The sequence below is a fragment of the Hydrocarboniphaga sp. FW305-C-57 genome (genome assembly GCF_058783045.1).
This window is the reverse complement of sequence record NZ_JBYSYG010000011.1, coordinates 20,769-45,404: the sequence shown is the minus strand read 5'-3', so window position 1 is coordinate 45,404 and position 24,636 is coordinate 20,769. Positions and strand designations below refer to the sequence as shown.

The 24,636-nt window shown below is 66.7% G+C and carries 24 protein-coding genes; 21 read left to right on the top strand and 3 right to left on the bottom strand.

Annotation, left to right across the window (positions count from 1 at the left end; translation table 11 throughout):
- Positions 1-179: 179 nt before the first annotated feature.
- On the bottom strand, positions 180-2,165 hold the full coding sequence (locus AC3WUM_RS19465) for an ATP-binding protein (protein WP_492412330.1): 1,986 nt from the start codon (positions 2,163-2,165) through the stop codon (positions 180-182).
- Between the two features lie 180 nt (positions 2,166-2,345).
- On the opposite strand from AC3WUM_RS19465, the gene AC3WUM_RS19460 reads away from it, so the two are divergent.
- The 20 genes from AC3WUM_RS19460 (at position 2,346) to AC3WUM_RS19365 (ending at position 21,571) form a co-directional block, all read left to right on the top strand.
- Positions 2,346-3,857 carry a helicase HerA-like domain-containing protein gene (locus AC3WUM_RS19460; protein ID WP_492412328.1) on the top strand — a complete coding sequence of 504 codons (1,512 nt, stop codon included), beginning with the start codon at positions 2,346-2,348 and terminating at the stop codon, positions 3,855-3,857.
- A 194-nt stretch (positions 3,858-4,051) separates the two neighbouring features.
- Entirely contained in the window at positions 4,052-5,329 is a 1,278-nt protein-coding gene (locus AC3WUM_RS19455) for an efflux RND transporter periplasmic adaptor subunit (protein ID WP_492412326.1), read from the top strand.
- Between the two features lie 56 nt (positions 5,330-5,385).
- Positions 5,386-6,105 carry an ABC transporter ATP-binding protein gene (locus AC3WUM_RS19450; RefSeq protein ID WP_007185122.1) on the top strand — a complete coding sequence of 240 codons (720 nt, stop codon included), beginning with the start codon at positions 5,386-5,388 and terminating at the stop codon, positions 6,103-6,105.
- Positions 6,106-6,109: 4 nt separating this feature from the next.
- Positions 6,110-7,429: an ABC transporter permease gene (locus AC3WUM_RS19445; RefSeq protein ID WP_492412324.1), complete on the top strand. Its 1,320-nt coding sequence runs from the start codon at positions 6,110-6,112 to the stop codon at positions 7,427-7,429.
- A 38-nt stretch (positions 7,430-7,467) separates the two neighbouring features.
- A complete protein-coding gene (locus tag AC3WUM_RS19440) occupies positions 7,468-8,694 on the top strand; it encodes an ABC transporter permease (protein ID WP_492412322.1) in 1,227 nt (408 codons plus the stop codon).
- A 57-nt stretch (positions 8,695-8,751) separates the two neighbouring features.
- A complete protein-coding gene (locus AC3WUM_RS19435) occupies positions 8,752-10,122 on the top strand; it encodes a sigma-54-dependent transcriptional regulator (protein WP_492412321.1) in 1,371 nt (456 codons plus the stop codon).
- Between the two features lie 16 nt (positions 10,123-10,138).
- Positions 10,139-11,467, top strand: coding sequence for a sensor histidine kinase (locus AC3WUM_RS19430; RefSeq protein WP_492412320.1), 1,329 nt, complete (start codon positions 10,139-10,141; stop codon positions 11,465-11,467).
- Between the two features lie 62 nt (positions 11,468-11,529).
- Positions 11,530-11,742, top strand: a complete 213-nt coding sequence (locus tag AC3WUM_RS19425; protein WP_492412319.1) for a DUF3185 domain-containing protein — start codon at positions 11,530-11,532, stop codon at positions 11,740-11,742.
- Positions 11,743-11,882: 140 nt separating this feature from the next.
- Entirely contained in the window at positions 11,883-12,527 is a 645-nt protein-coding gene (gene rsmG, locus AC3WUM_RS19420) for a 16S rRNA (guanine(527)-N(7))-methyltransferase RsmG (protein ID WP_492412318.1), read from the top strand.
- A gap of 5 nt (positions 12,528-12,532) precedes the next feature.
- Positions 12,533-13,321, top strand: a complete 789-nt coding sequence (locus AC3WUM_RS19415) for a ParA family protein (protein ID WP_492412317.1) — start codon at positions 12,533-12,535, stop codon at positions 13,319-13,321.
- 10 nt (positions 13,322-13,331) lie between these two features.
- Positions 13,332-14,192: a ParB/RepB/Spo0J family partition protein gene (locus tag AC3WUM_RS19410; protein WP_492412316.1), complete on the top strand. Its 861-nt coding sequence runs from the start codon at positions 13,332-13,334 to the stop codon at positions 14,190-14,192.
- Positions 14,193-14,379: 187 nt separating this feature from the next.
- Positions 14,380-14,727, top strand: coding sequence for an ATP synthase subunit I (locus AC3WUM_RS19405; protein ID WP_492412314.1), 348 nt, complete (start codon positions 14,380-14,382; stop codon positions 14,725-14,727).
- Complete coding sequence (atpB, locus tag AC3WUM_RS19400) at positions 14,727-15,572, top strand: F0F1 ATP synthase subunit A (protein WP_492412312.1); 846 nt, start codon at positions 14,727-14,729, stop codon at positions 15,570-15,572. The genes AC3WUM_RS19405 and atpB overlap by 1 nt, the downstream gene beginning before the upstream one ends.
- 103 nt (positions 15,573-15,675) lie before the next feature.
- Positions 15,676-15,942, top strand: coding sequence for a F0F1 ATP synthase subunit C (gene atpE / locus AC3WUM_RS19395; protein ID WP_007185133.1), 267 nt, complete (start codon positions 15,676-15,678; stop codon positions 15,940-15,942).
- Positions 15,943-15,997: 55 nt separating this feature from the next.
- Entirely contained in the window at positions 15,998-16,471 is a 474-nt protein-coding gene (locus tag AC3WUM_RS19390; protein ID WP_492412310.1) for a F0F1 ATP synthase subunit B, read from the top strand.
- A gap of 21 nt (positions 16,472-16,492) precedes the next feature.
- On the top strand, positions 16,493-17,029 hold the full coding sequence (locus AC3WUM_RS19385; RefSeq protein ID WP_492412308.1) for a F0F1 ATP synthase subunit delta: 537 nt from the start codon (positions 16,493-16,495) through the stop codon (positions 17,027-17,029).
- Positions 17,030-17,166: 137 nt separating this feature from the next.
- Complete coding sequence (atpA, locus tag AC3WUM_RS19380; protein WP_492412307.1) at positions 17,167-18,708, top strand: F0F1 ATP synthase subunit alpha; 1,542 nt, start codon at positions 17,167-17,169, stop codon at positions 18,706-18,708.
- Positions 18,709-18,833: 125 nt separating this feature from the next.
- Entirely contained in the window at positions 18,834-19,697 is an 864-nt protein-coding gene (gene atpG / locus AC3WUM_RS19375) for a F0F1 ATP synthase subunit gamma (protein WP_492412306.1), read from the top strand.
- A gap of 32 nt (positions 19,698-19,729) precedes the next feature.
- Positions 19,730-21,133: a F0F1 ATP synthase subunit beta gene (gene atpD / locus AC3WUM_RS19370; RefSeq protein WP_492412305.1), complete on the top strand. Its 1,404-nt coding sequence runs from the start codon at positions 19,730-19,732 to the stop codon at positions 21,131-21,133.
- 18 nt (positions 21,134-21,151) lie between these two features.
- Positions 21,152-21,571: a F0F1 ATP synthase subunit epsilon gene (locus tag AC3WUM_RS19365; RefSeq protein ID WP_492412304.1), complete on the top strand. Its 420-nt coding sequence runs from the start codon at positions 21,152-21,154 to the stop codon at positions 21,569-21,571.
- A 74-nt stretch (positions 21,572-21,645) separates the two neighbouring features.
- On the opposite strand, the gene AC3WUM_RS19360 is transcribed toward AC3WUM_RS19365, so the two are convergent.
- Entirely contained in the window at positions 21,646-22,077 is a 432-nt protein-coding gene (locus AC3WUM_RS19360; protein ID WP_492412302.1) for a MarR family winged helix-turn-helix transcriptional regulator, read from the bottom strand.
- A gap of 123 nt (positions 22,078-22,200) precedes the next feature.
- Entirely contained in the window at positions 22,201-23,118 is a 918-nt protein-coding gene (locus AC3WUM_RS19355) for an alpha/beta hydrolase family protein (protein ID WP_492412301.1), read from the bottom strand.
- A gap of 148 nt (positions 23,119-23,266) precedes the next feature.
- Between AC3WUM_RS19355 and glmU the strand changes: the two genes are divergently transcribed.
- Positions 23,267-24,634: a bifunctional UDP-N-acetylglucosamine diphosphorylase/glucosamine-1-phosphate N-acetyltransferase GlmU gene (gene glmU / locus AC3WUM_RS19350; protein WP_492412300.1), complete on the top strand. Its 1,368-nt coding sequence runs from the start codon at positions 23,267-23,269 to the stop codon at positions 24,632-24,634.
- The last annotated feature ends 2 nt before the right edge of the window (positions 24,635-24,636 follow it).

Sequence of the window (24,636 nt, the reverse complement as noted above, 5' to 3'; positions counted from 1 at the left end):
CGGTCTTCCCTCTCCCGGTTCTTCGAACCACCCTCTCCCGCAAGCGGGAGAGGGGAACGGCAGTGCGGTCACAGCTGCCCACCGTTGCGGTCGCTTCTGCAGTTGGCTTTTCCCGGGTCCTGGTGGCGCGAGGTCAAGAACCCTCAGCGCTCAGCCAAGCCCCAGCTCAGCACAGGAGCTCACGCGCCCCCCAGCACCGGCAGCGTGAAATGAAACGTCGTCCCGCGTCCACCACCCAGCCCCACCGGCTCCGCCCAGATCCGACCGCGATGCCGCTCGATGATGCGCTTGCAGACCGACAGGCCGATGCCACTGCCCGGATAACGGTCCGCCGCGTGCAGGCGCTTGAACACTTCGAACACGCGCTCGGTATCGCCCGGCTCGATGCCGATGCCGTTGTCGGCCACGCTGATGCGCCATTCGCCGTCGTCGAGGCGCGCGGTCACCGCCACCTGCGGTTGCTCCTGGCCGTGGAACTTGATCGCGTTGCCGACCAGGTTCTGCAGCAGCTGCACGAGTTGCGAGGCATCGCCCATCACCTCGGGCAGGGATTCGCATTGCAGGTGCGCGTCGAGCTCCTCGATCGAGGCATGCAGGTTCGATAGCGTCATGCGGTAGATGTTGTTGAGGTCACAGCGCTCGAATGGCTTGGGGCTCGATTCGATGCGCGAGTAATCGAGCAGGTTGACGATCATCGAGCGCATGCGGGCGACGGCCTCGCGCACGAATTCGAGGTACTCGTCGGCGGTCGGGTCGAGCTTGCCCTTGTAGCGGCGCGCGAGCAGGTCGGAGAAGCCCGAGATGGCGCGCAGCGGTTCCTGCAGGTCGTGCGAGGCCGCGTAGGCGAAGCGCTGCAGCTCGGAGTTGCTGCGCGTGAGTTCGCCGATCGACTGCTCGAGCGCGGCGCGCTGGCCTTCGAGCTCGCTGTCGACGCGCTGGCGCGACAGCAGGTTGCTGACCATCTCGCCGAAGATCGTGAGCACGAAGATCAGCTCGGGTGGCCAGCGCTTTTCGCCACGGACCCAGTCGAAGCCGACGTAGCCGGGCACGTCGAGCGAGGTCCGCATCGGCACGAGCAGCAGCGACTGAATGCCCTCGGCCTGCCATTCCTCGCGTTCGGCGTGGGCCTCGGCCGGCAACTCGCTCACGCGCGGCACGTGCAGCACCTCGCCGCGGCGCAGGCGATCGACGCACCAGCGGAAGGTCTCGACCGACAGCTGCTGCAGGCGCGAATGCTGCGGCTCGATGCCGTCGCCACACCATTCGTGCGTGCACGAGACGGTGCTGCCGTCTTCGCCGAACTGGAACACGTAGCTGCGATCGGCCTGGGCGAAGCGGCCGATCTCCTCGAGCGCATAGCGGATGCCGCGATCGACCGAGCCCGAACTCAGGCTGATCATTTCGGTGGACAGGCGCGAGATCAGCGCTTCGAACGAAAGCCGGTAGGCCAGCGCCTGCTCGCCGCGCAGGCGTTCGCCGACATCGATCATCGAACCGCCGACCAGCGTGCGGCCGGGCAGCGAGGGCAGGCGGATGGCGCGCAGCTCGCAATCGGCCGGAACGCCGGCGCGCGTGATGATCCTGATCGGCATCACCACGCGCTCGCCATCGAGCGCGCGCCGGATCATCGTCGCCATGAAGGCTTCGAGCTGCTGGCCGTCGGCCTGGAACGGGGCGCTGAGCTGAGTCGGCGTCATGCCGATCATCTGCTCGCGCGGATAGCCGCACAGGTCGGCGAATTTCTGGTTGATGTCGACGAGCATGCCGCTCTCGACGTGATAGACCCACATCGCGTCGGGCGCGTGCTCGACGATGGCACGCTGCTGGTCGATGCGGGCCTGCAGCTCGGTCATGCGGTTCTCGACGCCTTCGAGCGAGCGCGCGATCTGGCCGACCGAATCGCGCGCCGTGTTGGCGGCGATCACCGAAGGATCGTTGGCCGACAGCCGCGTGGCGGTGCGCGAGAGTTCGGACAGCCGGCGATCGAGCGCATCGAGGAACCAGGCCGCCGAGGCACCGAGCAGGAACAGCGGCAGGGCCACGCTGACCAGCGTGATCGCGTTGTCTTCGACGTAGCCGAGCGTCACCGAGGCCACCAGCGCGCTGGTGGCGACGACGGCGGTACCGAAGTAGTACTTGAGCGTCATCGGAAGCTCGGAGCGCATCGATTCTTCACTGTGTTGATGCAGGCCAACATCCGGGTCGGCCCGTTTCTTGTCGTGGGCGGCATGTTACTCCCGTGCGTGGCGGGCGAGCCGGCTTTCGGCGGCGCATCGCACGCGCTTGTCGGCCGGCGGCGCGCGGACGACCATAGCGGCCTCGTCCTCCTCTCGTGATCGACCCGCATGACGGCCTCCCTGCTGATCGGCCGCGGCCAGACGCCGCAACGCCTCGATGCCCGCTACGCCAATCGTCACGGCCTGATCGCCGGCGCGACCGGAACCGGCAAGACCGTGAGCCTGCAAGTGCTCGCCGAAGGCTTCTCGGCGATCGGCGTGCCGGTGCTCGCGGTCGACATCAAGGGCGACCTGTCGGGCATCGCCAGGGCATCGGCCGGTGGGCCCAAGCTCGAGGCGCGCGCCGCCAAGACCGGCATGGAGGCCTATCAGCCGGCGGCCTGCCCGGTGGTGTTCTGGGACGTGTTCGGCCGCCGCGGCCATCCGCTGCGCGCGACGGTCTCCGACCTAGGACCGCTGCTGTTCGCGCGCCTGCTGGCGCTGTCAGACGTGCAGGCCTCGGTGCTCTCGCTCGCGTTCCGTTACGCCGACGATCACGGCCTGCTGTTGCTCGACCTCAAGGACCTGCGCGCGCTGCTCAATCACCTCGCGGCCAACGCCAAGGCGCTCGGTGCCGATTACGGGCTGATCTCGTCGGCTTCGATCGCGGCGATCCAGCGCGCCCTGCTCGCGCTCGAATCGGCCGGCGGCGAGCACTTCTTCGGCGAGCCGGCGCTCGATCTGTCCGATCTGCTGCGTACCGACCTGTCTGGCCGCGGACTCGTGCACCTGCTCGCGGCCGATCAGCTGTTCCTGCAGCCGCAGCTCTATGCGGCCGTGCTGCTCTGGCTGCTCGGCGAGCTCTACGAGCAGCTGCCCGAGCAGGGCGACGCCGACAAGCCACGCCTCGTGCTGTTTCTCGACGAGGCGCATCTGCTGTTCAAGGACGCGAGCGCCGCGCTCGTCGACAAGGTCGAGCAGGTGGTGCGGCTGATCCGCTCCAAGGGCGTCGGGCTCTACTTCGTCACCCAGAATCCGCTCGACCTGCCCGATGCCGTGCTCGCCCAGCTCGGCAATCGCGTGCAGCACGCGCTACGCGCGTTCACGCCGCGTGATCAGAAAGCCGTGCGCGCCGCGGCCGAGACCTTTCGCGCCAATCCTGGCCTCGACGTCGCCACGGCGATCACCGAACTCGGCGTCGGTGAGGCGCTGGTCTCCACGCTCGGCGACGATGGCATTCCGAGCGCGGTCGAGCGCACGCTGATCCGTCCGCCGCAATCGAGCATCGGCGCGCTGAGCGATGCGGAGCGCGCCGCGATCGTCGAGCGCAGCCCGGTGCGCGGGCGCTACGAACAGGCGATCGATCGCGAATCCGCCTACGAGCGGCTGACTGCGCGCGCCAGCGCGGCGACGCCGTCGTCAGCGCCATCGCTCGGCGAGAGCGACTGGCAGCGGCAGGTCGAAGATGCGTTCGGCAAGGGCTCGCGCGCGCCGGAACCCAGGCGCAAGCCGGCGGCCCGGCGCGGCGACTCGGTGGCCGAGGCGGCGGTGAAGAGCGCGGTGCGCGGACTCTCCGGAACGCTAGGCCGAGAGCTCGGCAGACAGCTGCTGCGCGGGCTACTCGGCTCGCTCAAACGATAGCGGCCGGACGACCGCTGGACAGGCGCCGGTGTCCGCGAGTGTCCGCAGTCGCACGGCGGACACCCGCAGGCGCGCGCTCCGGTGCTGCAAGAAAGGCGATAAGCGCAGGCCGATCAATGACTTGATCGTGAGGGTGGAAGGCTTGCACGGGCCTTGCCATATCAGTGGCACGACCGCTCACACCACTGCCTGCCATGACCCTGTCGACCACCTCATCGGGCCTGATTCCGGATACCTCGAACCAGGACATCGCTATCGCGCCGCGTTCGCGCAAGCGCCTCGCGATCTTTGCCGTCGCCGGCCTCGCCGCGCTCGGTGCGCTGGTCTGGCTGATCATGAGCTTCGGTGGAGCGCAGCGCTCGGTCGCGGCCGAGCGCCTGCGCCTCGCCACGGTGACGCGCGGAGCCTTCGTCTCGGATCTGTCGGCGCAGGGGCGCGTGGTCGCGGCGGTGAGCCCGACGCTGTACGCGCCGGCGCTCGGCACGGTGTCGCTCAAGGTCGCCGCCGGCGAGCGCGTGAAGCAAAACCAGCTGCTCGCGGTGCTCGACAGCCCCGAAGTCACCAACGAATTCGAGCGCGAGAACGCCAACCTGCAAGGCCTGCACGCGACCTTCGATCGCGAGCGCGTCGACGTCGAAACCTCGCGCCTGCAGAACCGCCAGGCCGTCGAACTCGCCAAGGTCAGCGTCGAATCGGCCGAGCGTGAGCTCAAGCGTGCCCAGGATGCACTTGGCGTGCTGCCGAAGGTGGAAGCCGATCGCCGCGCCGACGAACTGCGCATCGCGCAGGTGAAGTACCAGCACGCGCAGGACGAATTCAAGCTCAAGAACCAGAGCCTCGATTTCCAGCTGCGCACGCGCAAGCTCGAAGTCGATCGCCAGCAGCTGCTCGTCGACAACCTGCAGCGCCGCGTCGACGAACTCAACATCGTCGCGCCGGTGGACGGCGTGATCGGCACGCTCAACGTGGTGCAGCGCCAGGCCATCGCCGCCAATGCGCCGCTGATGACGGTGGTCGACCTGTCCAAGCTCGAAGTCGAGATCCAGGTGCCCGAAACCTACGCCGACAGCCTCGGCCTCGACATGCCGGCGGAAGTGACGATCGGATCGCGCACGGTGCGCGGCCATCTGACCGCGATCTCGCCCGAGGTCAACAACAACCTCGTCACCGGCCGCGTCGCCTTCGACGATGCGGTGCCGCCGGAGCTGCGCCAGAACCAGCGTATCTCGACGCGCATCGTGCTCGACAACCGCGAGGGCGTGGTGCAGCTGCCGCGCGGCTCGTTCATCGACGCCGGCGGCGGCCGCTATGCCTACGTGCTGCGCGACGGCGTCGCCCAGCGCACGCCGATCACGCTCGGCGCGGTGGCGATCGATCGCGTCGAGGTGACTTCGGGCCTGAAGCCCGACGACGTGGTGGTGATTTCGGGCGACGACGCCTTCGACAACGCGGCGAGCGTGCTGGTCCGCTGAAAAATTTCGCAACGACGACATCTGACGACATCAAGAACGGGAACACGAAAATGGCCATGCTGAAAATGGAAGGCGTACAGAAGATCTACCGCACCGACCTCGTGCAGACGCACGCGCTGCGCTCGCTGAGCCTGCAGGTGGCCGAGGGCGAGTTCGTCGCAGTCACCGGGCCGAGCGGCTCGGGCAAGACCACCTTCCTCAACATCGCGGGCCTGCTCGAAACCTTCGACGAAGGCCGCTACACGCTCGACGGCAAGGACGTTTCGCGGCTGTCCGATCGCGAGCGTTCGAAGATCCGCAACGTCAAGATCGGTTTCATCTTCCAGTCGTTCAACCTGATTCCGGACCTGAACGTCTACGACAACGTCGACGTGCCGCTGCGCTATCGCGGCATGAGCGCGGGAGAGCGCGACCAGCGCATCAAGGAGGCGCTCGAACGCGTCGGTCTGGCCTCGCGCCTCAAGCATCTGCCGTCGCAGCTCTCGGGCGGTCAGCAGCAGCGCGTGGCGATCGCGCGCGCGCTCGCAGGCAGCCCGCGCATCCTGTTCGCGGACGAGCCGACCGGCAACCTCGATTCGCTGATGGCGCGCGAAGTCATGAACATGCTCGAAGACATCAACTCGCGCGGCACCACCATCGTCATGGTCACGCACGATCCGGAGCTTGCGCGCCGCGTGCATCGCAACATCCACATCATGGACGGCCAGGCCAGCGATTTCGCCAAGACGCCGCGCAAGGCACCGCGCGAAGAATCCACGCTGTCGGCGGTGGGCTGAGGCCATGATCGGCTACTACTTCAAGCTCGGCCTGCGCCAGCTGCGGCGCTCACCCGCACTCACCGCGCTCGTCATCGTCACCCTCGCGGTCGGTGTGGCCGCGAGCATGTCGACGTTGACCGTGCTCTACATGATGTCGAGCGACCCGATTCCACAGAAAAGCAACCGCTTGTTCACGCTGACGATCGACAATCGGCCGGCCGACAACAACGACGAGGAAGGCAAGGCGCGCGGCCTGTCGTGGATCGACGTGAAGAACCTGCGCGAAGGCGCGCAGGGCGTGCGCCGCAGCGGCATGTACGGCACTGCTGGCATCATCGAGCCCGAGCGCCAGGGCATCCGCAACTTCATCGCCAGCGGCATGGCGGTGGATCGCGATTTCTTCGCGATGATGAATCTGGACTTCACGCAGGGTTCGGCCTGGTCCAAGCAGGACGAGAACGCCGAGGCGCGCACCATCGTGCTGTCGACCGAGACGGCGCAGAAGCTCTACGGTGACGAACCCGCGGTCGGCAAGATGCTGCGCTTCGCGGGCGGCGAGTATCGCGTGGTCGGCGTGCTAAAGCGCTTCACCATGCTGCCGCGCTTCTACCTGCTCGAGAACGGCGGCCGCGGCGTCGGTGCGGGCCTTTCGGACATCGACGAAGTCTTCGTTCCGCTGACGACGGCGATCGCGACCGAGCAAGTCATCAACGGCAACATCAACTGCCAGGACGACGCCGAGCCGGGCTTCAAGGGCCTGGTCGGTTCCGAATGCACCTTCATGCACTTCTGGGCCGAGACCGAAACCGCCGGCGATCGCCAGGCGTACAAGGACTACATCGACGGCTACGTGCAGCAGCAGCGCGCACGCGGCCGCCTGCCGCACAAGGAAGGCGCCGAGCTCTACGACGTGCGCGACTGGCTGTCGTTCATCGGCGTGGTCGACGACGACACCAAGCTGCAGACCTGGCTCGCGTTCGGCTTCCTGACGGTCTGCCTCGTCAACACCATCGGCCTGCTGCTCGCCAAGTTCACCGCGCGCTCGGGCGAGATCGGCGTGCGCCGCGCACTCGGCGCGAGCCGCAGCCAGATTTGCGCGCAATACCTTGTCGAAGCCGCGACGCTCGGCCTGGTCGGCAGCCTGATCGGCGTCGCGCTGGCCTACGGCATGCTGCATCTGATGGCGCGGCAATCGCCCGACCTCGAGGCGCTCGCGCAGATGGATGCGCTGATGCTGCTGACCACCGTGCTGCTATCGATCGCCTCGTCCGTCATTGCCGGCCTGCTGCCGACCTGGCGCGCGATGCAGGTGGTGCCGGCTTTGCAGCTCAAGTCCCAATAACGCCGCATCCGTCAGATCACGAAACCGGAACAAGACCCATGGAAATCCGTCCCATTCTGTCGGCCCTGCTGCGCAACAAGACCGGCGCCCTGCTGATCGCCGCGCAGGTGGCGCTGACCTTCGCCATCGTCGTCAACGCGGCCTACGTCATTCGCGATCGCCTCGCCACCGCCGCGCGCCCGTCGGGCGTCGACGACGAGAATCGCGTGCTGACGCTGCGCTTCGCGATGACCAGCGAGCAGAACCTCGATGTGCTGCAGCAGCGCGATCTGGCCGCGCTGCGCTCGCTGCCCGACGTCGAATCGGCCAGCGTCACCAACCACGTGCCGCTCGGCCAGGGTGGCTGGAGCGCCGGCTTTGCGCTCGAACGCGACAACAGTTCGCCGAACATCAGCGCCGGCATGACCTTCGACGACGGCAGCCTGCTGAAGACCTATGGCGTGAAGCTCATCGAAGGGCGCTACTTCTCGCCCGAGGAGATCGCCGTCATCGATCCGGCGACCTCGCGCGACAATCCGCCGATCGTGCTGATCACGCAGGAGTTCGCAAAGAAAATGTTCCCCGACGCGGCTTCGGCGGTCGGCAAGACCTTCTACCTCGGCAACAGCGCCGATGCGCCGGCGGTGACCGTCATCGGCGTGATCGGCAGCCTGCAGACGCCGTGGGCGCAGCTGCGCGAGAACCACCTGTTCACGGTGGTGTTTCCGCAGCGACTGCTGCAGTCGTACAACCCCTACGTGATCCGGCTCAAGCCCGGTGCGAGCGAATCCGCGCGGCAGACGGTGCTCGACACGCTCGCCAAGAACGATCCCGATCGCGTGGTGCTCAAGGGCCTGCAGTCGATCGCCGAGCTGCGCGCGACGCGCTATCGCGGCGAGCACGCGGTGGCCGGCCTGCTGATCGCGGTGACGGCGTTCCTGCTGCTGGTCACCGCCAGCGGCATCGTCGGCATGGTGAGCCTGTGGGTGAACCTGCGGCGCAAGCAGATCGGCGTGCGCCGGGCGCTCGGGGCGACGCGCATCGACATCGTGCGCTACTTCGTGACCGAGAACCTGCTGATCACCTCCTGCGGCGTGATCGTCGGCGTGATCGCGGCGCGCGGGCTCAACGTGGTGCTCATGCGCAACATGTCGCTGCCCGAACTGCCCTGGGCCGGCCTCGTGGTGGGCGCCTTCGCGCTGCTGCTGCTCGGGCTGCTGTCGGTCATGGGGCCGGCGATGCGGGCCTCGCGGCTGTCGCCCGCGCTGGCGACGCGCAGCATATGATGCAGGCTTGCGGCTCCAGGCTGGACGCGGACATTCGCTCACCGATTTGAGACTCTCATGGCCACGGTTCTGATCGTCGACGACAACCGCGCCGTCTGCATGGCGCTCGAAGTGCTGTTCGCGCTGCATGGGCTCAAGACGCACTCGCGCTATACACCGGCCGAGGCGATCGAGTTCCTCGAGAACGAGGATGTCGATCTCGTGATCCAGGACATGAACTTCGGCGCCGACACCACCTCAGGCGAAGACGGCATCAAGCTGTTCCATGCGATACGCGAAAGCGATCCGGACCTGCCGGTGATCCTGCTGACCGGCTGGACGCACCTGGAGCACGCGGTCGAGCTCATGCGCGCGGGCGCCGCCGACTATCTCGGCAAGCCCTGGGACGACGCCAAGCTCATCACCACGGTGCACAACCTGCTCAAGCTGCGCCAGGCGACGCGCGAGAACCAGCGCCTGCGTTCGGCGCGCAAGGCGGTACGCACACGCGTGGCAGGGCAATTCGACCTCGCCGGGCTCGTTTACGAATCCGATGCGATGCACGAGATCGTCACGCTGGCGACGCGCGTCGCGCATGCGGACGTGCCGGTGCTGATCACCGGCCCGAACGGGGCCGGCAAGGAGAAGATCGCCGAGATCGTGCAGGCCAATTCATCGGTGGCCGACGGCCCGTTCATTCGCGTCAACGTCGGTGCGCTGCCGCCCGAGCTCATGAGCGCCGAGCTGTTCGGCGCCGAAGCGGGCGCGTTCACGGGCGCGCAGAAGGCGCGTGCCGGCCGCTTCGAGGCGGCCGACGGCGGCACCTTGTTCCTCGACGAAATCGGCACGCTGTCGCTCGAAGGGCAGGTCAAGCTGCTGCGCGTGCTGCAGACCGGCCAGTTCGAGCGCCTCGGCAGCACGCAGACGCGCAGCGTGAAGGTGCGCGTGGTCAGCGCGACCAATGCCGATCTGCGCGCCGCGATTTCGGCCGGCACCTTCCGCGAGGACTTGTATTACCGGCTCAACGTCATCGAGCTGCGCGTGCCGCCGCTGCGCGATCGTCCGGACGACGTGCTCGTGACCGCGCGCGCGTTTCTCGACAACGCGCATCGCCTGAGCTTCGAAGCCGAGCGCGCGCTGCTCGCGTATCCGTGGCCCGGCAACGTGCGCGAGCTGCAGAACTGCGTGAAGCGCGCCTGCCTGCTCGCGGCCGGCGAAGTGATCCAGCCGCGCGAGCTCGGCCTGCCGGCGGTCGTTGAAAAGCCCGGCGAGGCGCATCACGGTGCGCAGCCTTTGCCCGAGCCCGATCGCGAAACCCTGCAGGCGGTGCTCACGCGCAGCGGCGGCGTCATCGCCACCGCTGCGCGCGAACTCGGCCTGTCGCGGCAGGCCTTGTACCGGCGCATGGAAAAGTTCGGCTTGCAGAAGAGCGAGTCCGTTACCGAATGAGCCTGCGCCGCTAGCGATGCGAGCCATTTCGCTCGAAGGCAAGACGCTCGCCGTGTCCGCCGCGCTCGCGGCCGGCGGGGCCGTGCTCGGCGTCTGGATCGCGCGGCAGGTCGATGATGTGGTGCTGGCCCTGCTGTTCTCCTGCGCGCTGATCCTGCCGGTCACGCTGCTCGTGATCCGTCGCACGATGGCGCCCGTGAGCCGCTATCTGCAGGCGCTCATCGACGGCGTGTCCTCGCTGCGCGACGGCGATTTCAGCGTCAATCTCGCGGTGCGCCGTCGTGACGAGCTCGGCGATCTGGCCGCGGCCTACAACAGCGTCGGTGACATCCTGCGATCGGAGCGGCAGAACCTTTACCAGCGCGAGCTGCTGCTCGACACGGTGATCCAGTCTTCGCCGCAGGCGCTCGTGCTCGCCGACGACAGCGGCCACGTGCTCTACGCCAATACCGCGGCGCGCCGGCGCTTCGCCGACGGCCGGCGCATGGAAGGCCTGCTGTTCGACGAGGTGCTCGCCAGCTGCCCGCCCTCGCTGCGCGAGGCTGCGCGCGCCGAGCTCGACGGGCTCTACACGGTCGAACTGGAAGGCAGCGAACCCGAGATCCTGCACGTCACGCGCAACCAGTTCAGGCTCAACACGCGCGAGCATCGGCTGTACCAGTTCAAGAGCCTCACGCGCGAACTCACGCGGCAGGAGCTCGCGACCTGGAAGAAGGTCATTCGCGTGATCAGCCACGAGCTCAACAACTCGCTCGCGCCGATCTCCTCGCTCGCGCATTCGGGGCGGCTCGCGGTGCAGGCGCAGCGCACCGACCTGCTCGACGGCATCTTCGAAACCATCGAGGAGCGCAGCGCGCGCCTGCGGCACTTCCTCGAAAACTACGCACGCTTCGCCAAGCTGCCGCAGCCGCGGCTCGAGCGCATCGACTGGTCGTCGTTCCTGCCGCGCCTGCAGCGCGCGGTGCGGTTCGGGCTCGAAGGCGAACTGCCCACCGAGCCCGCGAGCTTCGATGCGGCGCAGATCGAGCAGGTGCTGATCAACCTGCTCAAGAACGCGCACGAATCCGGCGGCCCGGCCGAGGCGGTGCGGCTCGCGGTGCAACAGCTCGACGACGGCCAGTTCCTGATTCGCGTGATGGATCGCGGCCCGGGCATGTCGGAAACCGTGCTCGCGAGCGCGCTGCTGCCGTTCTACTCGACCAAGCAGGAAGGCACCGGCCTGGGCCTGACCCTGTGCCGTGAAATCATCGAGGCCCACGGCGGCCGCGTGGCGCTGGCCAACCGCGCCGAAGGCGGGCTCGAAGTCCGGCTGTGGCTGCCGGCGGCTCATTCAGGAGCGGTTTAAGGCGCTCGTCAACACTCCGCGGGCATGCGCCAGCCGGCGCTTTACCAAGGGAGTTTGGTGACATGAAAGTCTTCGGCATCGTTCTGGTGATTCTGGGCATCCTCGGCTTCGTCTTCGGCGGCGTGGTGTTCACGCACAACGAGAAAGTGGCCGATATCGGCCCGGTCGAGATCAACAAGGAAGAGAAGAAAGCCTTCCCGGTCACGCCGGTGGCCTCGGGCGCGATCCTGCTCGCGGGCATCGTGCTGGTGGTGGCGGGCGCTCGCAAGCGCTGATCGCAGCGCCGACATCGCGGTAAAAAAGGCCAGCGTCCGCTGGCCTTTTTCGTTGTAGCGGCGGCCGGCGCGGCCCACCCGGCCCGGGTGGCGCGCCGCTTGCGCTTATACTCCGCGGCCCTCCCGCTGGAGCCGCGGTCTTGGCGCTCTCTCCCCACATTTCGCGACTGGACCGGCGGCTGCGCGACGGCATCGAGGCGCTCGCGCTCGATCTGCCCGAGGCGGCGGTGCCGCAGTTGCTGGCCTACCTGGCGGAGCTCGAACAGTGGAACGCGGCCTACAACCTGACCGCGATCCGCGATCCGCAGCAGATGGTCACGCGGCACCTGCTCGATTCGCTCGCGGTGCTGCCGTACGTGCGCGGCGAGCGCATCATCGACGTCGGAGCCGGTGCCGGCCTGCCGGGCCTGGTGCTCGCGATCGCCCGGCCCGGGCTGTCGGTGACGACGCTCGATTCCAATGGCAAGAAAACCCGTTTCATGCGCCACGCCGTGCGCTCGCTCGGTCTGGCGAATGCACGCGTGGTCGAAGCGCGCGTCGAGGCCTACGAGCCCGAGGCGCCGTTCGACCAGGTGCTCAGCCGGGCCTTCGCGAGCCTGGCCGATTTCGTCACCGGCACCCGCGAGCTGCTCGCGCCGGGTGGTCAATGGGTCGCCATGAAAGGCAAACTAGAGAGCGCCGAGCTGTCGGCGCTGCCGCCCGGCTGCCGCATCGATGCGACCCATCGCCTGCTGGTGCCCGGTCTGTCCGAAGACCGTCACGCCGTCATCCTCACCGCCACCTGAAACCCATGACCCACGTCATCGCCGTTGCCAATCAGAAGGGTGGCGTTGGAAAAACCACCACCTCGATCAATCTCGCGGCCTCGCTCGCGGCCACCAAGCGCCGCGTGCTGCTGGTCGATCTCGACGCCCAGGGCAACGCGACGATGGGCGTGGGCGTCGACAAGGCCACGGTGCAGCTGACCGCGCGCGACGTGCTGCTCGAGCAGGCGCCGCCGGCCAGCGCGATCCAGTACCTGCCCGAACTCGGCATCTCGCTGATGCCGGCCAACGGCGACATGACCGAGGCCGAGATCAAGTTGCGCGACGTCGCCGCGGGCGATTTCGCGCTCAAGAGCGCGCTGGCCGAGGTGGCCGGGCAATTCGACTACATCATCCTCGACTGCCCGCCGGCGCTGTCCAAGCTGACCGTCAACGCGCTGGTGTCGGCCGACGGCGTGCTGATCCCGATGCAGTGCGAGTACTACGCGCTCGAAGGGCTCACCGCGCTCGTCGACACCGTCCAGAAGATCAAGCGCGTGATCAACCCCAAGCTCGAGATCGACGGCCTGCTGCGCACCATGTTCGATCCGCGCAACAACCTCGCGAACGACGTGTCGGCCCAGCTCACCGAGCATTTCCCGGACAAGGTCTATCGCACGATCATCCCGCGCAACGTGCGCCTGGCCGAAGCCCCGAGCCACGGTCTTCCCGTCATGATGTACGACCCGCAGAGCACCGGCGCCAAGGCCTACCTGGCGCTCGCGGGCGAAATGCTGCGCCGCCACGACGGCGGCCAGATGCGCCTGAACGCCTGAGCACCTTCTTATGAGTACGAAAAAGCGCGGCCTCGGCCGCGGCCTCGATGTGCTGCTGAGCAGCGTCAACACCGCCGCCGCCCCGGTCGAGCCGGGCGAGGAACTGCGCGAGCTGCCGCTCGAGCAGTTGCAGCCCGGCAAGCATCAACCGCGCCGCTACTTCGACCCCGAGGCGCTCGAAGAGCTTGCGAACTCGATCGCCGCCCAGGGCGTGGTGCAGCCGATCGTGGTGCGTCCGGTCGACGGCGATCGCTACGAAATCGTCGCCGGCGAACGCCGCTGGCGCGCGGCCAAGCAGGCCGGGCTCAAGAGCATCCCGGCCGTCGTGCGCTCGCTCGACGAGCGCGGGGCGATGGCGGTCGCGCTGGTCGAGAACATCCAGCGCTCGGATCTGAACCCGCTCGAAGAAGCCGAGGCCCTGCACAAGCTGATCCAGGAATGCGGGCTCACCCACGAGCAGGCCGCGACCGCGGTCGGCCGCAAGCGCGCGAGCATCACCAATCTGCTGCGCGTCATGGAGCTCAACGAGGAGGTGCAGGGCTGGCTGCGCGAGGACCGGCTCACGCTCGGCCACGCCAAGGCCTTGCTCGGCCTGCAGGGCACCCAGCAGACCGCGCTCGCCCTGCGCGTGATCGACGAGCATCTGACCGTGCGCCAGACCGAGGCGCTCGTGCAGGCCGCGCAGCAGAAGACCGAGGACAAGCCGCGGCGGGCCACGCCGACGCCGGCCAGCGATCTCGAACAGAAGCTCGCGGGCCGTTTCGGGCTGCCGGTTCGGCTCCAGCAGAACGAGGCTGGACGCGGCAAGCTGACAGTGAGCTTCCGCAGCGCCAAGGAACTCGATCAGCTGATCGCGGCCCTGGGTTCCTGAGCGCCCCGCCTACGTCGGACTACTGACCGGCCGTTCAACACCCGCTGTGCCGATCTGAGCCGACTGGCGTCGATCTGCGTGCGATAGTGATATGAAACGTCGATATCTTCGACGTATGTCTAGTTGAAGTCGCCGCAATGGGCCCCGTATACTTGATGGGCTTGATGCAGCGTTAAGGGTAAAGCGGATGTCTCTGGCAACGCGCCTTGCGTGGTATCAGCTGCTGGTCGGCTTGGTCGCCGCTTGCGTCTGGTGGGGGCTCAGTGGTCGAGCCGCCGCGGTCGCCGCGCTGGCCGGGGGAGCCTCCAGTGCATTGATCAGTTTTTATACGGCCCTGAAAGCTTTGGGTCGAAAAAGACAGAGTCCTGGTGCGATGTTGTCCGATTTCTATCGCGCACAGGCTTGGAAATACGTGCTCGCGGCGGTGGTGTTCGTCGCCGCGATCAAAATATTCGGGAACCAGTTCCTGTCGTTCATCACGGCGTACCTGGCGACCCTTTCGATCTACTGGTTTTCTTTGCTTTGGAAAGAGTGATGGCGAGCGCGGAAAAAACCCCGGCGGAATACGTCACCCACCATCTTCAGCATTTGACCTATGCGGGCGACGACAAGTTCATTTCGCTGAGCGCCTGGCATCTCGACACGCTGATCTTCTCGACCGTCCTCGGTCTGATCTTCCTCACGCTGTTCCGCTACGTCGCGGTCCGCGCCACCTCGGGCGTTCCGGGCAAGCTGCAGGCCGCCATCGAGTTCATCGTCGAGTTCGTCGACAACTCCGTGAAGGACAGCTTCCACGGCAACCGCGCCTTCGTCGCCCCGCTGGCCCTGACGATCTTCGTCTGGGTGTTCCTGTGGAACTGCATGGACTTGTTGCCGGTCGACCTGCTGCCGGAAATCTGGGCGCAGATCAGCGCCGCCGCCGGCCATGATCCGCACCACGCCTATCTGCGCGTCGTGCCGTCTGCCGACATGAGCGCCACCTTCGCGCTGTCGATCTCGGTCTTCATCCTGATCTTCGTCTACAGCTTCAAGGGCAAGGGCGTCGGCGGCTTCGCCAAGGAATTCCTGACCCATCCTTTCGGCGCGTACATGCTGCCGGCCAACGTGCTGCTCAACTGCGTCGAATACCTGGCCCGTCCGATCTCCCTCGCGCTGCGACTGTTCGGCAACCTCTACGCCGGTGAACTCATCTTCATCCTGATCGCGCTGCTGGGCATGGCCTGGAGCGGCCCGAACGCGCTCTCGATCGGCCTGTTCGGCGGCCAGATCATCGCGGGCCTGGCCTGGGCGCTGTTCCACATCCTCGTGGTGACCCTGCAGGCGTTCATCTTCATGACGCTGACCATCGTCTACCTGAGCATGGCCTACGAGCATCACTGATTCGCTGTCGCTGCAAAGAGTTTCAACGTTTTAGATCCGCCGCTTCAAACCGCTTTGAACAAACGTCTTTTTCACCACCGCTAAAAAGAGAACGGAGTACCCCATGGAGCTGATCGCTGCAATCCAAGCCAACACCGCCATCACCATCGGCCTGATCTTCGGCCTGGCGGCTCTCGGCACCGCCATCGGCTTCGGCCTGTTGGGCGGCAAGTTCCTGGAAGGCGCCGCCCGCCAGCCGGAACTCGCCAACATGCTGCAGACCCGCATGTTCATCATCGCCGGCCTGCTCGACGCCATCGCGATCATCGGCGTCGCCATGGGCCTGCTGATGATGTTTGCGAACCCGCTGCTCGCCGCCCTGCAGCAGTAAGACGCCGCCAGCGTCTTCAGTTCAAGTTCGACCGACTCCTTAAAAGAGAACCGCGATGCAAGCGAGTATCCCGTCCATCATCGGCCAGATGATCGTGTTCTTCATCTTCGTCTGGTTCACGATGAAGTTCGTGTGGCCGCCGATCACCAAGGCGCTCGAAGAGCGTCGTGCGAAGATCGCTGAGGGCCTGGCCGCCGCGGAGCGCGGCGCCGCTTCGCTCAAGGAAGCCTCTGCCAGGAGCGATGCCGAACTCAAGGCGGCGCGTGCGCAGGCCCAGGACATCATCGCGGCTGCCAACAAGCAGGCCACGCAGATGGTCGAGGCTGCCAAGGGCACCGCGGCTGCCGAGGCCGATCGCATCAAGGCGAGCGCGCAGGCCGAAGTTGCAAGCCAGGTCACTCAGGCCAAGGAAGCGCTGCGCAAGGAAGTGGCTGATCTCGCCGTGCTGGGTGCCGCGCGCATCCTCAAGCGCGAGGTCAACGCCCAGGCGCACGCCGACATCCTGCAAGACCTGGCCGGCCGCATCTAAGCAAGGGCTATCGAGAACGTCATGGCTGAACTGCAGACGCTGGCTCGCCCCTACGCCAAGGCCGTTTTCGAACTGGCCAGGGAGTCGGGCAGCCTCAAGGCCTGGACCGATCGTCTCGCGGCGCTGTCCGCCGCGGTGACCGCGCCCGACGTGGCCGCCATGATCGGTCACCCGAAGGTGACCCGTCAGGCGCTCGCGGAGGCGCTGTCGGCCTCGCTCGGCGAGTCCATCGGCCGCGAGGGCCAGGGCTTCGTCAAGCTGCTCGCGGAGAACGGCCGGCTCAAGCTGGTGCCGCTGATCGCCGAGCAGTTCGAGGCGCTGCGTGCCGAGGCCGAAACGCGCGTCGACGTGGAGATCACCTCGGCCGCCTCGGTGCCGGATGCGCAGCAGGCCCAGCTCGCCAAGGCTGTCGGCAGCCGTCTGAACCGGCAGGTCGCGATCGACTGGAAGGTCGACGAGAGCCTCATCGCGGGTGCGGTGATCCGCGCAGGCGATCTCGTCATCGACGGTTCGGTCAGCGGCGAACTGGCGCGGCTCAAGAGCTCGCTCGAAAAGTAAGCAATGAGAAGGGCCGGCCGCTGTGCGAAAGCCGGCGGCCGGTGCAGCAAACGAGGGACCGGAGAGGCATGGGCCTTTCTGGCAAAGATGCCGACACGATGCGCTCCGCGCGTCTCTAGGAAACAGCAGGAATCGACATGCAACTCAACCCTTCCGAAATCAGCGACCTGATCAAGGCCCGCATCCAGAACTTCGATGCGGCCACCGAGGCCCGCAACACCGGCACCATCGTGTCGCTGCAGGACGGCATCGTGCGCATCCACGGCCTGTCGGACGCGCTGCAGGGTGAAATGCTCGAATTCCCGGGCAACAGCTTCGGCCTCGCGCTGAACCTCGAGCGCGACTCGGTCGGCGCTGTGGTCCTGGGCGACTACAAGCACCTCAAGGAAGGCGACACGGTGAAGACCACCGGCCGCATTCTCGAAGTGCCGGTCGGCGAAGGCCTGCTCGGCCGCGTCGTCAACGCGCTCGGCCAGCCGATCGACGGCAAGGGCGCCATCAATGCCGCCGGTTACAGCCCGATCGAAAAGATCGCCCCGGGCGTGATCGCGCGCAAGTCGGTCGACCAGCCCGTGCAGACCGGCTACAAGGCCGTCGACGCGATGGTTCCGATCGGCCGCGGCCAGCGCGAGCTCGTGATCGGTGACCGCCAGACCGGCAAGACCGCGCTGTGCATCGACACCATCATCAATCAGAAGACCTCGGGCGTTAAGTGCATCTACGTCGCGATCGGCCAGAAGGCCAGCTCGATCGCCAACGTGGTGCGCAAGCTCGAGCAGTTCGGCGCCATGGAATACACCACGGTCGTCGCCGCCTCGGCTTCGGAATCCGCCGCGCTGCAGTACATCGCGCCGTACTCCGGCTGCTCGATGGGCGAATACTTCCGCGACAAGGGCGAAGACGCGCTGATCATCTACGACGATCTGTCCAAGCAGGCCGTCGCGTATCGCCAGGTTTCGCTGCTGCTGCGCCGTCCGCCGGGTCGTGAAGCCTTCCCGGGCGACGTGTTCTATCTCCACTCCCGTCTGCTCGAGCGCGCCGCTCGCGTGAACGCCGAGTACGTCGAGAAGATGACCAACGGTGCGGTGAAGGGCAAGACCGGCTCGCTGACCGCGCTGCCGATCATCGAAACGCAGGCCGGCGACGTGTCCGCCTTCGTTCCGACCAACGTGATCTCGATCACCGATGGCCAGATCTTCCTCGAAACCGACATGTTCAATGCCGGTATCCGCCCCGCCATGAACGCCGGTATCTCGGTGTCGCGCGTCGGTGGTGCTGCGCAGACCAAGGTCATCAAGAAGCTCTCGGGCGGCATCCGTACCAACCTCGCGCAGTACCGTGAACTCGCGGCCTTCGCCCAGTTCGCGTCCGACCTCGACGCCGCCACGCGTGCGCAGCTCGAGCGCGGCCAGCGTGTCACCGAGCTCATGAAGCAGAAGCAGTACGCGCCGCTGTCGGTCGCGCACATGGCCGCTTCGCTCTACGCGGTCGAAAAGAGCTTCATCGACAAGGTTGCGGTCGACAAGGTGCTGGCCTGGGAATCCGGCCTGCATCAGTTCCTCGATGCGAACCATGCCTCGCTCGTCGCCAAGCTCAACGAGAAGGGCGACTGGAACAACGACCTCGAAGCCGAACTGAAGTCGGCCATCGAAGCCTACGTCAAGCAGTCCGCGATCTAACGCCGGGATAGAACGATGGCAGGCGCCAATGGTAAGTCCCGCACCAAGATCAAGAGCGATCTTAGCGTGCTTCGCCATGCGAACGATTACGTCGTGCGCAAGATGCACGCTGCCCAGGAGTAACGATGGCCGGCGCTAAGGAAATCCGCACCAAGATCAAGAGCGTGAAGAACACGCAGAAGATCACGCGTGCGATGGAAAAGGTGGCGATGTCGAAGATGCGCCGGGCGCAGGAGCGCATGGGCGCGGCGCGTCCCTACGCGGAAGCGATCCGCCGCACGATGAGCCATCTGGCCAACGCCAATCCGGAATATCGCCATCCGTTCATGGTCGATCGTCCGGTCAAGAAGGTGGCGTACCTGATCGTGTCGACCGACCGCGGCCTGGCCGGCGGCCTCAACATCAACACCTTCCGCGCCACCATCCGCTCGATCAAGGAGTGGAAGGACAAGGGCGTCGAGGCCGAGCTGGCGATCGTCGGCAACAAGGGCATCGGCTTCTTCAAGCGCATCGGCGGCAAGGTGGTGGCGACCGCTTCGAACCTCGGCGACAAGCCGACGCTCGAACAGCTGATCGGCAGCATCAAGGTGCTCGTCGATGCCTTCCGTGACGGCGGCGTCGACCGCGTCTACGTGGTCTACGCGAGCTTCGTCAACACGATGACGCAGAAGCCCACCGTGCAGCAGCTGCTGCCGATCGAGGCCACGCCGGTCGAAGGCCTGCTCAAGAGCTGGGATTACATCTACGAGCCCAGCGCGCCGGAGCTGCTCGACAGCGTGCTGCTGCGCTATCTCGAATCGCAGGTCTACCAGGCCGTCATCGAGAACGCCGCGTCGGAGCAGTCCGCGCGCATGGTCGCGATGAAGGCCGCCAGCGACAACGCCGGCAAGATCATTCAGGGGCTGCAGCTCGCCTACAACAAGGCGCGCCAGGCCAGCATCACCAAGGAACTCGCGGAAATCGTCGGCGGCGCGGCCGCGGTCGGTTAAGTCAACACGTATCAGGACATCAGAGAACAGCCATGAGCACCGGCAAGATCGTTCAAATCATCGGCGCAGTCGTCGACGTCGAGTTTCCCCGCGAAGCCATTCCCAAGATCTATGACGCGCTGAAGGTCACGGGTACGGACCTCACGCTCGAAGTCCAGCAGCAGCTCGGCGACGGCGTCGTCCGCGCGATCGCGCTGGGTTCGTCGGAAGGCCTCAAGCGCGGCCTCGTAGCCGTCAACACCGGCGCGCCGATCTCGGTGCCGGTCGGTCCGGCCACGCTCGGCCGCATCATGAACGTGCTCGGCGAGCCGATCGACGAAGTCGGCCCGGTCGAATCCAAGGAAAAGTGGGCGATCCACCGCGAAGCGCCGACCTACGAAGACCAGGCTGGTTCGACCGAGCTGCTCGAAACGGGCATCAAGGTCATCGATCTGCTCTGCCCGTTCGCCAAGGGCGGCAAGGTCGGCCTGTTCGGTGGCGCCGGCGTGGGCAAGACCGTCAACATGATGGAGCTCATCAACAACATCGCCAAGGCGCACAGTGGTCTGTCCGTGTTCGCCGGCGTGGGTGAGCGCACGCGTGAAGGCAACGACTTCTATCACGAGATGATGGAATCGGGCGTCGTCGACGAGAAGAACCTCGGCAACTCCAAGGTGGCGATGGTCTACGGCCAGATGAACGAGCCGCCGGGCAACCGTCTGCGCGTCGCGCTGACCGGCCTGACCATGGCCGAATACTTCCGCGACGAAGGCCGCGACATCCTGTTCTTCGTCGACAACATCTACCGCTACACGCTGGCCGGTACCGAAGTGTCGGCACTGCTCGGCCGTATGCCGTCGGCGGTGGGCTACCAGCCGACCCTGGCCGAAGAAATGGGCGCCCTGCAGGAGCGCATCACCTCGACCAAGAAGGGCTCGATCACCTCGATCCAGGCCGTCTACGTGCCCGCGGACGATCTCACCGATCCGTCGCCGGCCACCACCTTCGCGCACTTGGATTCCACCGTCGTGCTGTCGCGTGACATCGCCTCGCTCGGTATCTACCCGGCCGTCGATCCGCTCGACTCCACCTCGCGCCAGCTCGACCCGAACGTGATCGGCGAAGAGCACTACGGCACCGCCCGCGACGTGCAGGGCCTGCTGCAGCGCTACAAGGAGCTCAAGGACATCATCGCGATCCTCGGCATGGACGAGCTCAGCGAAGACGACAAGAAGATCGTGTCGCGCGCGCGCAAGATCCAGCGCTTCCTGTCGCAGCCCTTCCACGTCGCCGAAATCTTCACGGGCTCGCCCGGCAAGTACGTGTCGCTGAAGGAAACCATCCGCGGCTTCCGCGGCATCGTCGACGGCGCCTACGATCACCTGCCCGAGCAGGCGTTCTACATGGTCGGCACCATCGACGAGGCGGTCGAGAAGGGCGCCAAGCTGGCTGCCTAAGGCAGTCGGAGAATCGAAATGGCACAACTCCAAGTCGACATCGTCAGCGCCGAAGGCCACATCCACAAGGGTGAGGCCGCGATGGTCTTCGCTCCGGCCGAGATGGGCGAAGTCGGCATCGCGCCGCGCCACTCTCCGTTGCTGACGCGCCTCAAGCCGGGCACCGTGCGCGTGCGCACGACGTCGGGCCAGGAACTCGCGTTCTTCGTCACCGGCGGCATTCTCGAGGTACAGCCGCATCTCGTGACCGTGCTCGCCGACAGCGCCCTGCACAGCAAGGACGCCGACGAGGCCGCCGCGCTCAAGGCCAAGCAGGAAGCCGAGGAGAAGCTCGCCGGCGCCAAGACCAGCAGCGATCTGGCCAAGGCCCAGCAGGAGCTCGTCGAAGCCGCCGCGCGCCTCGAGTTCGCGCGCAAGCTGCACAACATCACGCACTGAGCCGCCGCGCTTGGTCTTACGAAAAGCCCCGGAAATCCGGGGCTTTTTCGTTTGCGGCGATTCGAATCGCCTCGCTAGTCGCGAAACTTGGTCTGCAGACTGCCGAGCCAGCGCGAGACCACTTCGAGCTCGCTTTCGCTGAAGCCCTCGGCGAGCTTCGCATTGATCGCCGCGAGCCCGCGGTTGGCTTGCTTGAGCGCCTCGCGGCCCGGATCGGTGATGTAGATGCGCATCGAGCGCGCGTCCTTCTCGTCGCGCCGGCGCTCGATGAGCCCGGCCTTGACCATGCGATCGGCGAGACCCGTCATCGCCGATGGGGCGAGATCGAGGGCGGCGGACACTTCCCCAATCAGGGCGCCATCGTTGCGCGACAGGAAAAACAGCGCTCCGCCCTGAGCGACCGAGGCGCCGCCTTCGGCACCGAACCGGGCTTCGATCCAGCGATTCAAACGGCGTTGCCCGACGTTGAGCAGATAGACGAGGCGCCTGTCGGCAGATGCTTTCATGGACGGTGAGCTTGGAGTGACGGCTCCGATCATAAATCGCCGCCATGAACCGCAAATTGGCGACCGGACTCGTCATATCGTCCCAATGGCCAGGCTTGGGCGCGGGTTCGCCTCGTCCCAGGATCAGGCGGCGTGGCGCTCGCTCACCTGAGTCCGTAGCCAGGCTTCGGCCATCGGCCAGAGCTGCGTCGCCGAGGCGCGGCGGAAGAAGCCCATGTGCCCGATCGCTTCGAGCCCGACCTCGGCCGGCGCGATCTGCCGGCGCTCGATCGGGCAGTGCGTGTAGTGCCGCACCATCGCGCCGATGGCCCGGCGTGTGGCCCATGGATCGTCGTCGAATCCGAGCACCAGCAGCGGCAGGCGCTTCTGCGCGAAGCGCTGGGCGGCCTGCAGCTGCGGGTCGTCGAAGAAATAGTTCGGAAGCCGGGTCCAGCCCGCCCATTGGCGCATGACCCCGGCAGGCAGGTCTTCGCCGAGGCCGAGCTTGCTGCCGGGCATGTAGCCGAGCAGGCGACAGCACCACGGCCCGACGTGCCGCATCATCGCGCCGACGCGCCAACGCTCCGCGCGCTGTTCGATGAAGCCCGTGTAGCCCGCATGGGCTGCGACGATCAGCGCCGCGCGCAGCTGCGGCGTCGCCTCGCTGATGCCGAGCGCATGGCCGCCGACGCTGTGGCCGACTGCCAGCAGGCTCGCGGCAGGAAAGCGCTCGCGCAGCACCTGCGTGGCGGCGGCGACGTCGAGCTCCATCCAGTCGCGCATGCTCGCAGAAAAGCCGCGCAGCGATGCCGGAGCCGAGCTGCCGATGCCGCGATAGTCGTAGGTCAGCACCGCATAACCGCAGCTCGCGAGGAACTCGGCGAACGGCTGGTAGAGCCGCTGCGGCACTGCGGTGGCCGGATGAATCACGACGGCGGCCGTGGCCGCCTGCCTGGGCCGCAGGCCCTGCGGCGAGTACAGGCTGCCGCCGAGCCGGTAGCCGTCGCGGGCTGCAAACCGGATCGGAGCCGGAATCGAAATCGATGGGGATGTCGCGGACATGGCGTCCTCCAGAAGGTCGGTGCCGCAATATATTTCGTGAGCGAAATAAAATTCAAGCGACGGTGACCCTCGGGCCTACCCGAACTGCGGGCGATTCCGCGGGCAGAACCGCCTAAACTGCACAGCCGAGCCGCCATCGAACGCCTTCATGAGCCTTCACGCCATCATCCTCGCCGCCGGCCGCGGCACCCGCATGAACAGCGCGCTGCCCAAGGTGCTGCACACCGTCGGCGGGCGCCCGATGCTCGATCACGTGCTGAGGCTCGCGCAGGCCAGCGGGGCGCAGTGCCATCTCGTGCTCGGCCACGGGGCGGACGTGGTGCAGCAATGGCTGCGCGAGCGCGAGGGCGCGGCACCGACGATCGCCGAGCAGACCGAGCAGCTCGGCACCGCGCACGCGGTCGCCCAGGCGCTGCCGGGCATCGCCGACGATGCGCTCGTGGTCGTGCTCTACGGCGACGTGCCGCTGATTCCGCCGCAGACGCTGGCCGGCCTCGTCGACGCGGCGAAGACCGGGCTCGCGCTAGTCACCGTCAAGCTCGCGAACCCGACCGGCTACGGCCGTATCCTGCGCAGCTTCGGCCGCGTTTTCGGCATCGTCGAAGAGAACGACGCCTCGCCGCAGCAGAAGGCCATCGACGAGATCAACACCGGCCTGCTCGCGGCTCCGGCCGGCAGCCTCAAGCGCTGGATCGCGCAGGTGCGCAACGAGAACGCCAAGGGCGAGTTCTACCTCACCGACATCGTCGCGCTCGCGGTCGCCGAAGGCGTCGAAGTGCGCACTGTCGAGGCGCTCGATGCCCAGGCCGTCGAAGGTGTCAACGATCGCCAGCAGCTCGCGCGCGCCGAGCGCTTCTACCAGAAGCAGCAGGCGGATCAGCTCATGCGCGCCGGCGTGCAGTTCGCCGATCCGTCGCGCTTCGATCTGCGCGGCACGCTGTCGACCGGGCGCGACGTGTTCATCGACGTCGGCGTCGTCATCGAAGGCCAGGTCAACCTCGCCGACGGCGTGCGCATCGGCGCCTACTCGGTGCTGCGCAACGTGAGCCTCGGCGCGAACACCGAAGTGCTCTCGCATTGCGTGCTCGAAGGTCTCGACGCCGGCGAAGCCTGCCGCATCGGCCCGTTTTCGCGCGTGCGCCCGGACAGCCACTTCGACGACGAAGTGCACATCGGCAACTTCGTCGAAGTAAAAAAGGGCCGGCTCGGCAGGGCGACCAAGGCCGGGCACCTGGCCTACGTCGGCGATGCGCGCGTCGGCGCCGACGTCAACATCAGCGCGGGCGTCATCACCTGCAATTACGACGGCGCCAACAAGCACGAGACCGTGATCGGCGACGGCGCCTTCATCGGCACCGACACGCAGCTCGTCGCGCCGGTGACGGTCGGCGAGCGCGCCTTCATCGCGGCGGGCTCGACGATCACGCAAACCGCGCCGCCCGATCAGCTCACGATCTGCCGCGCACGCGGCCAGAAGACCGTGCCGGGCTGGAAGCGGCCCGTGAAGAAGAAATAAGT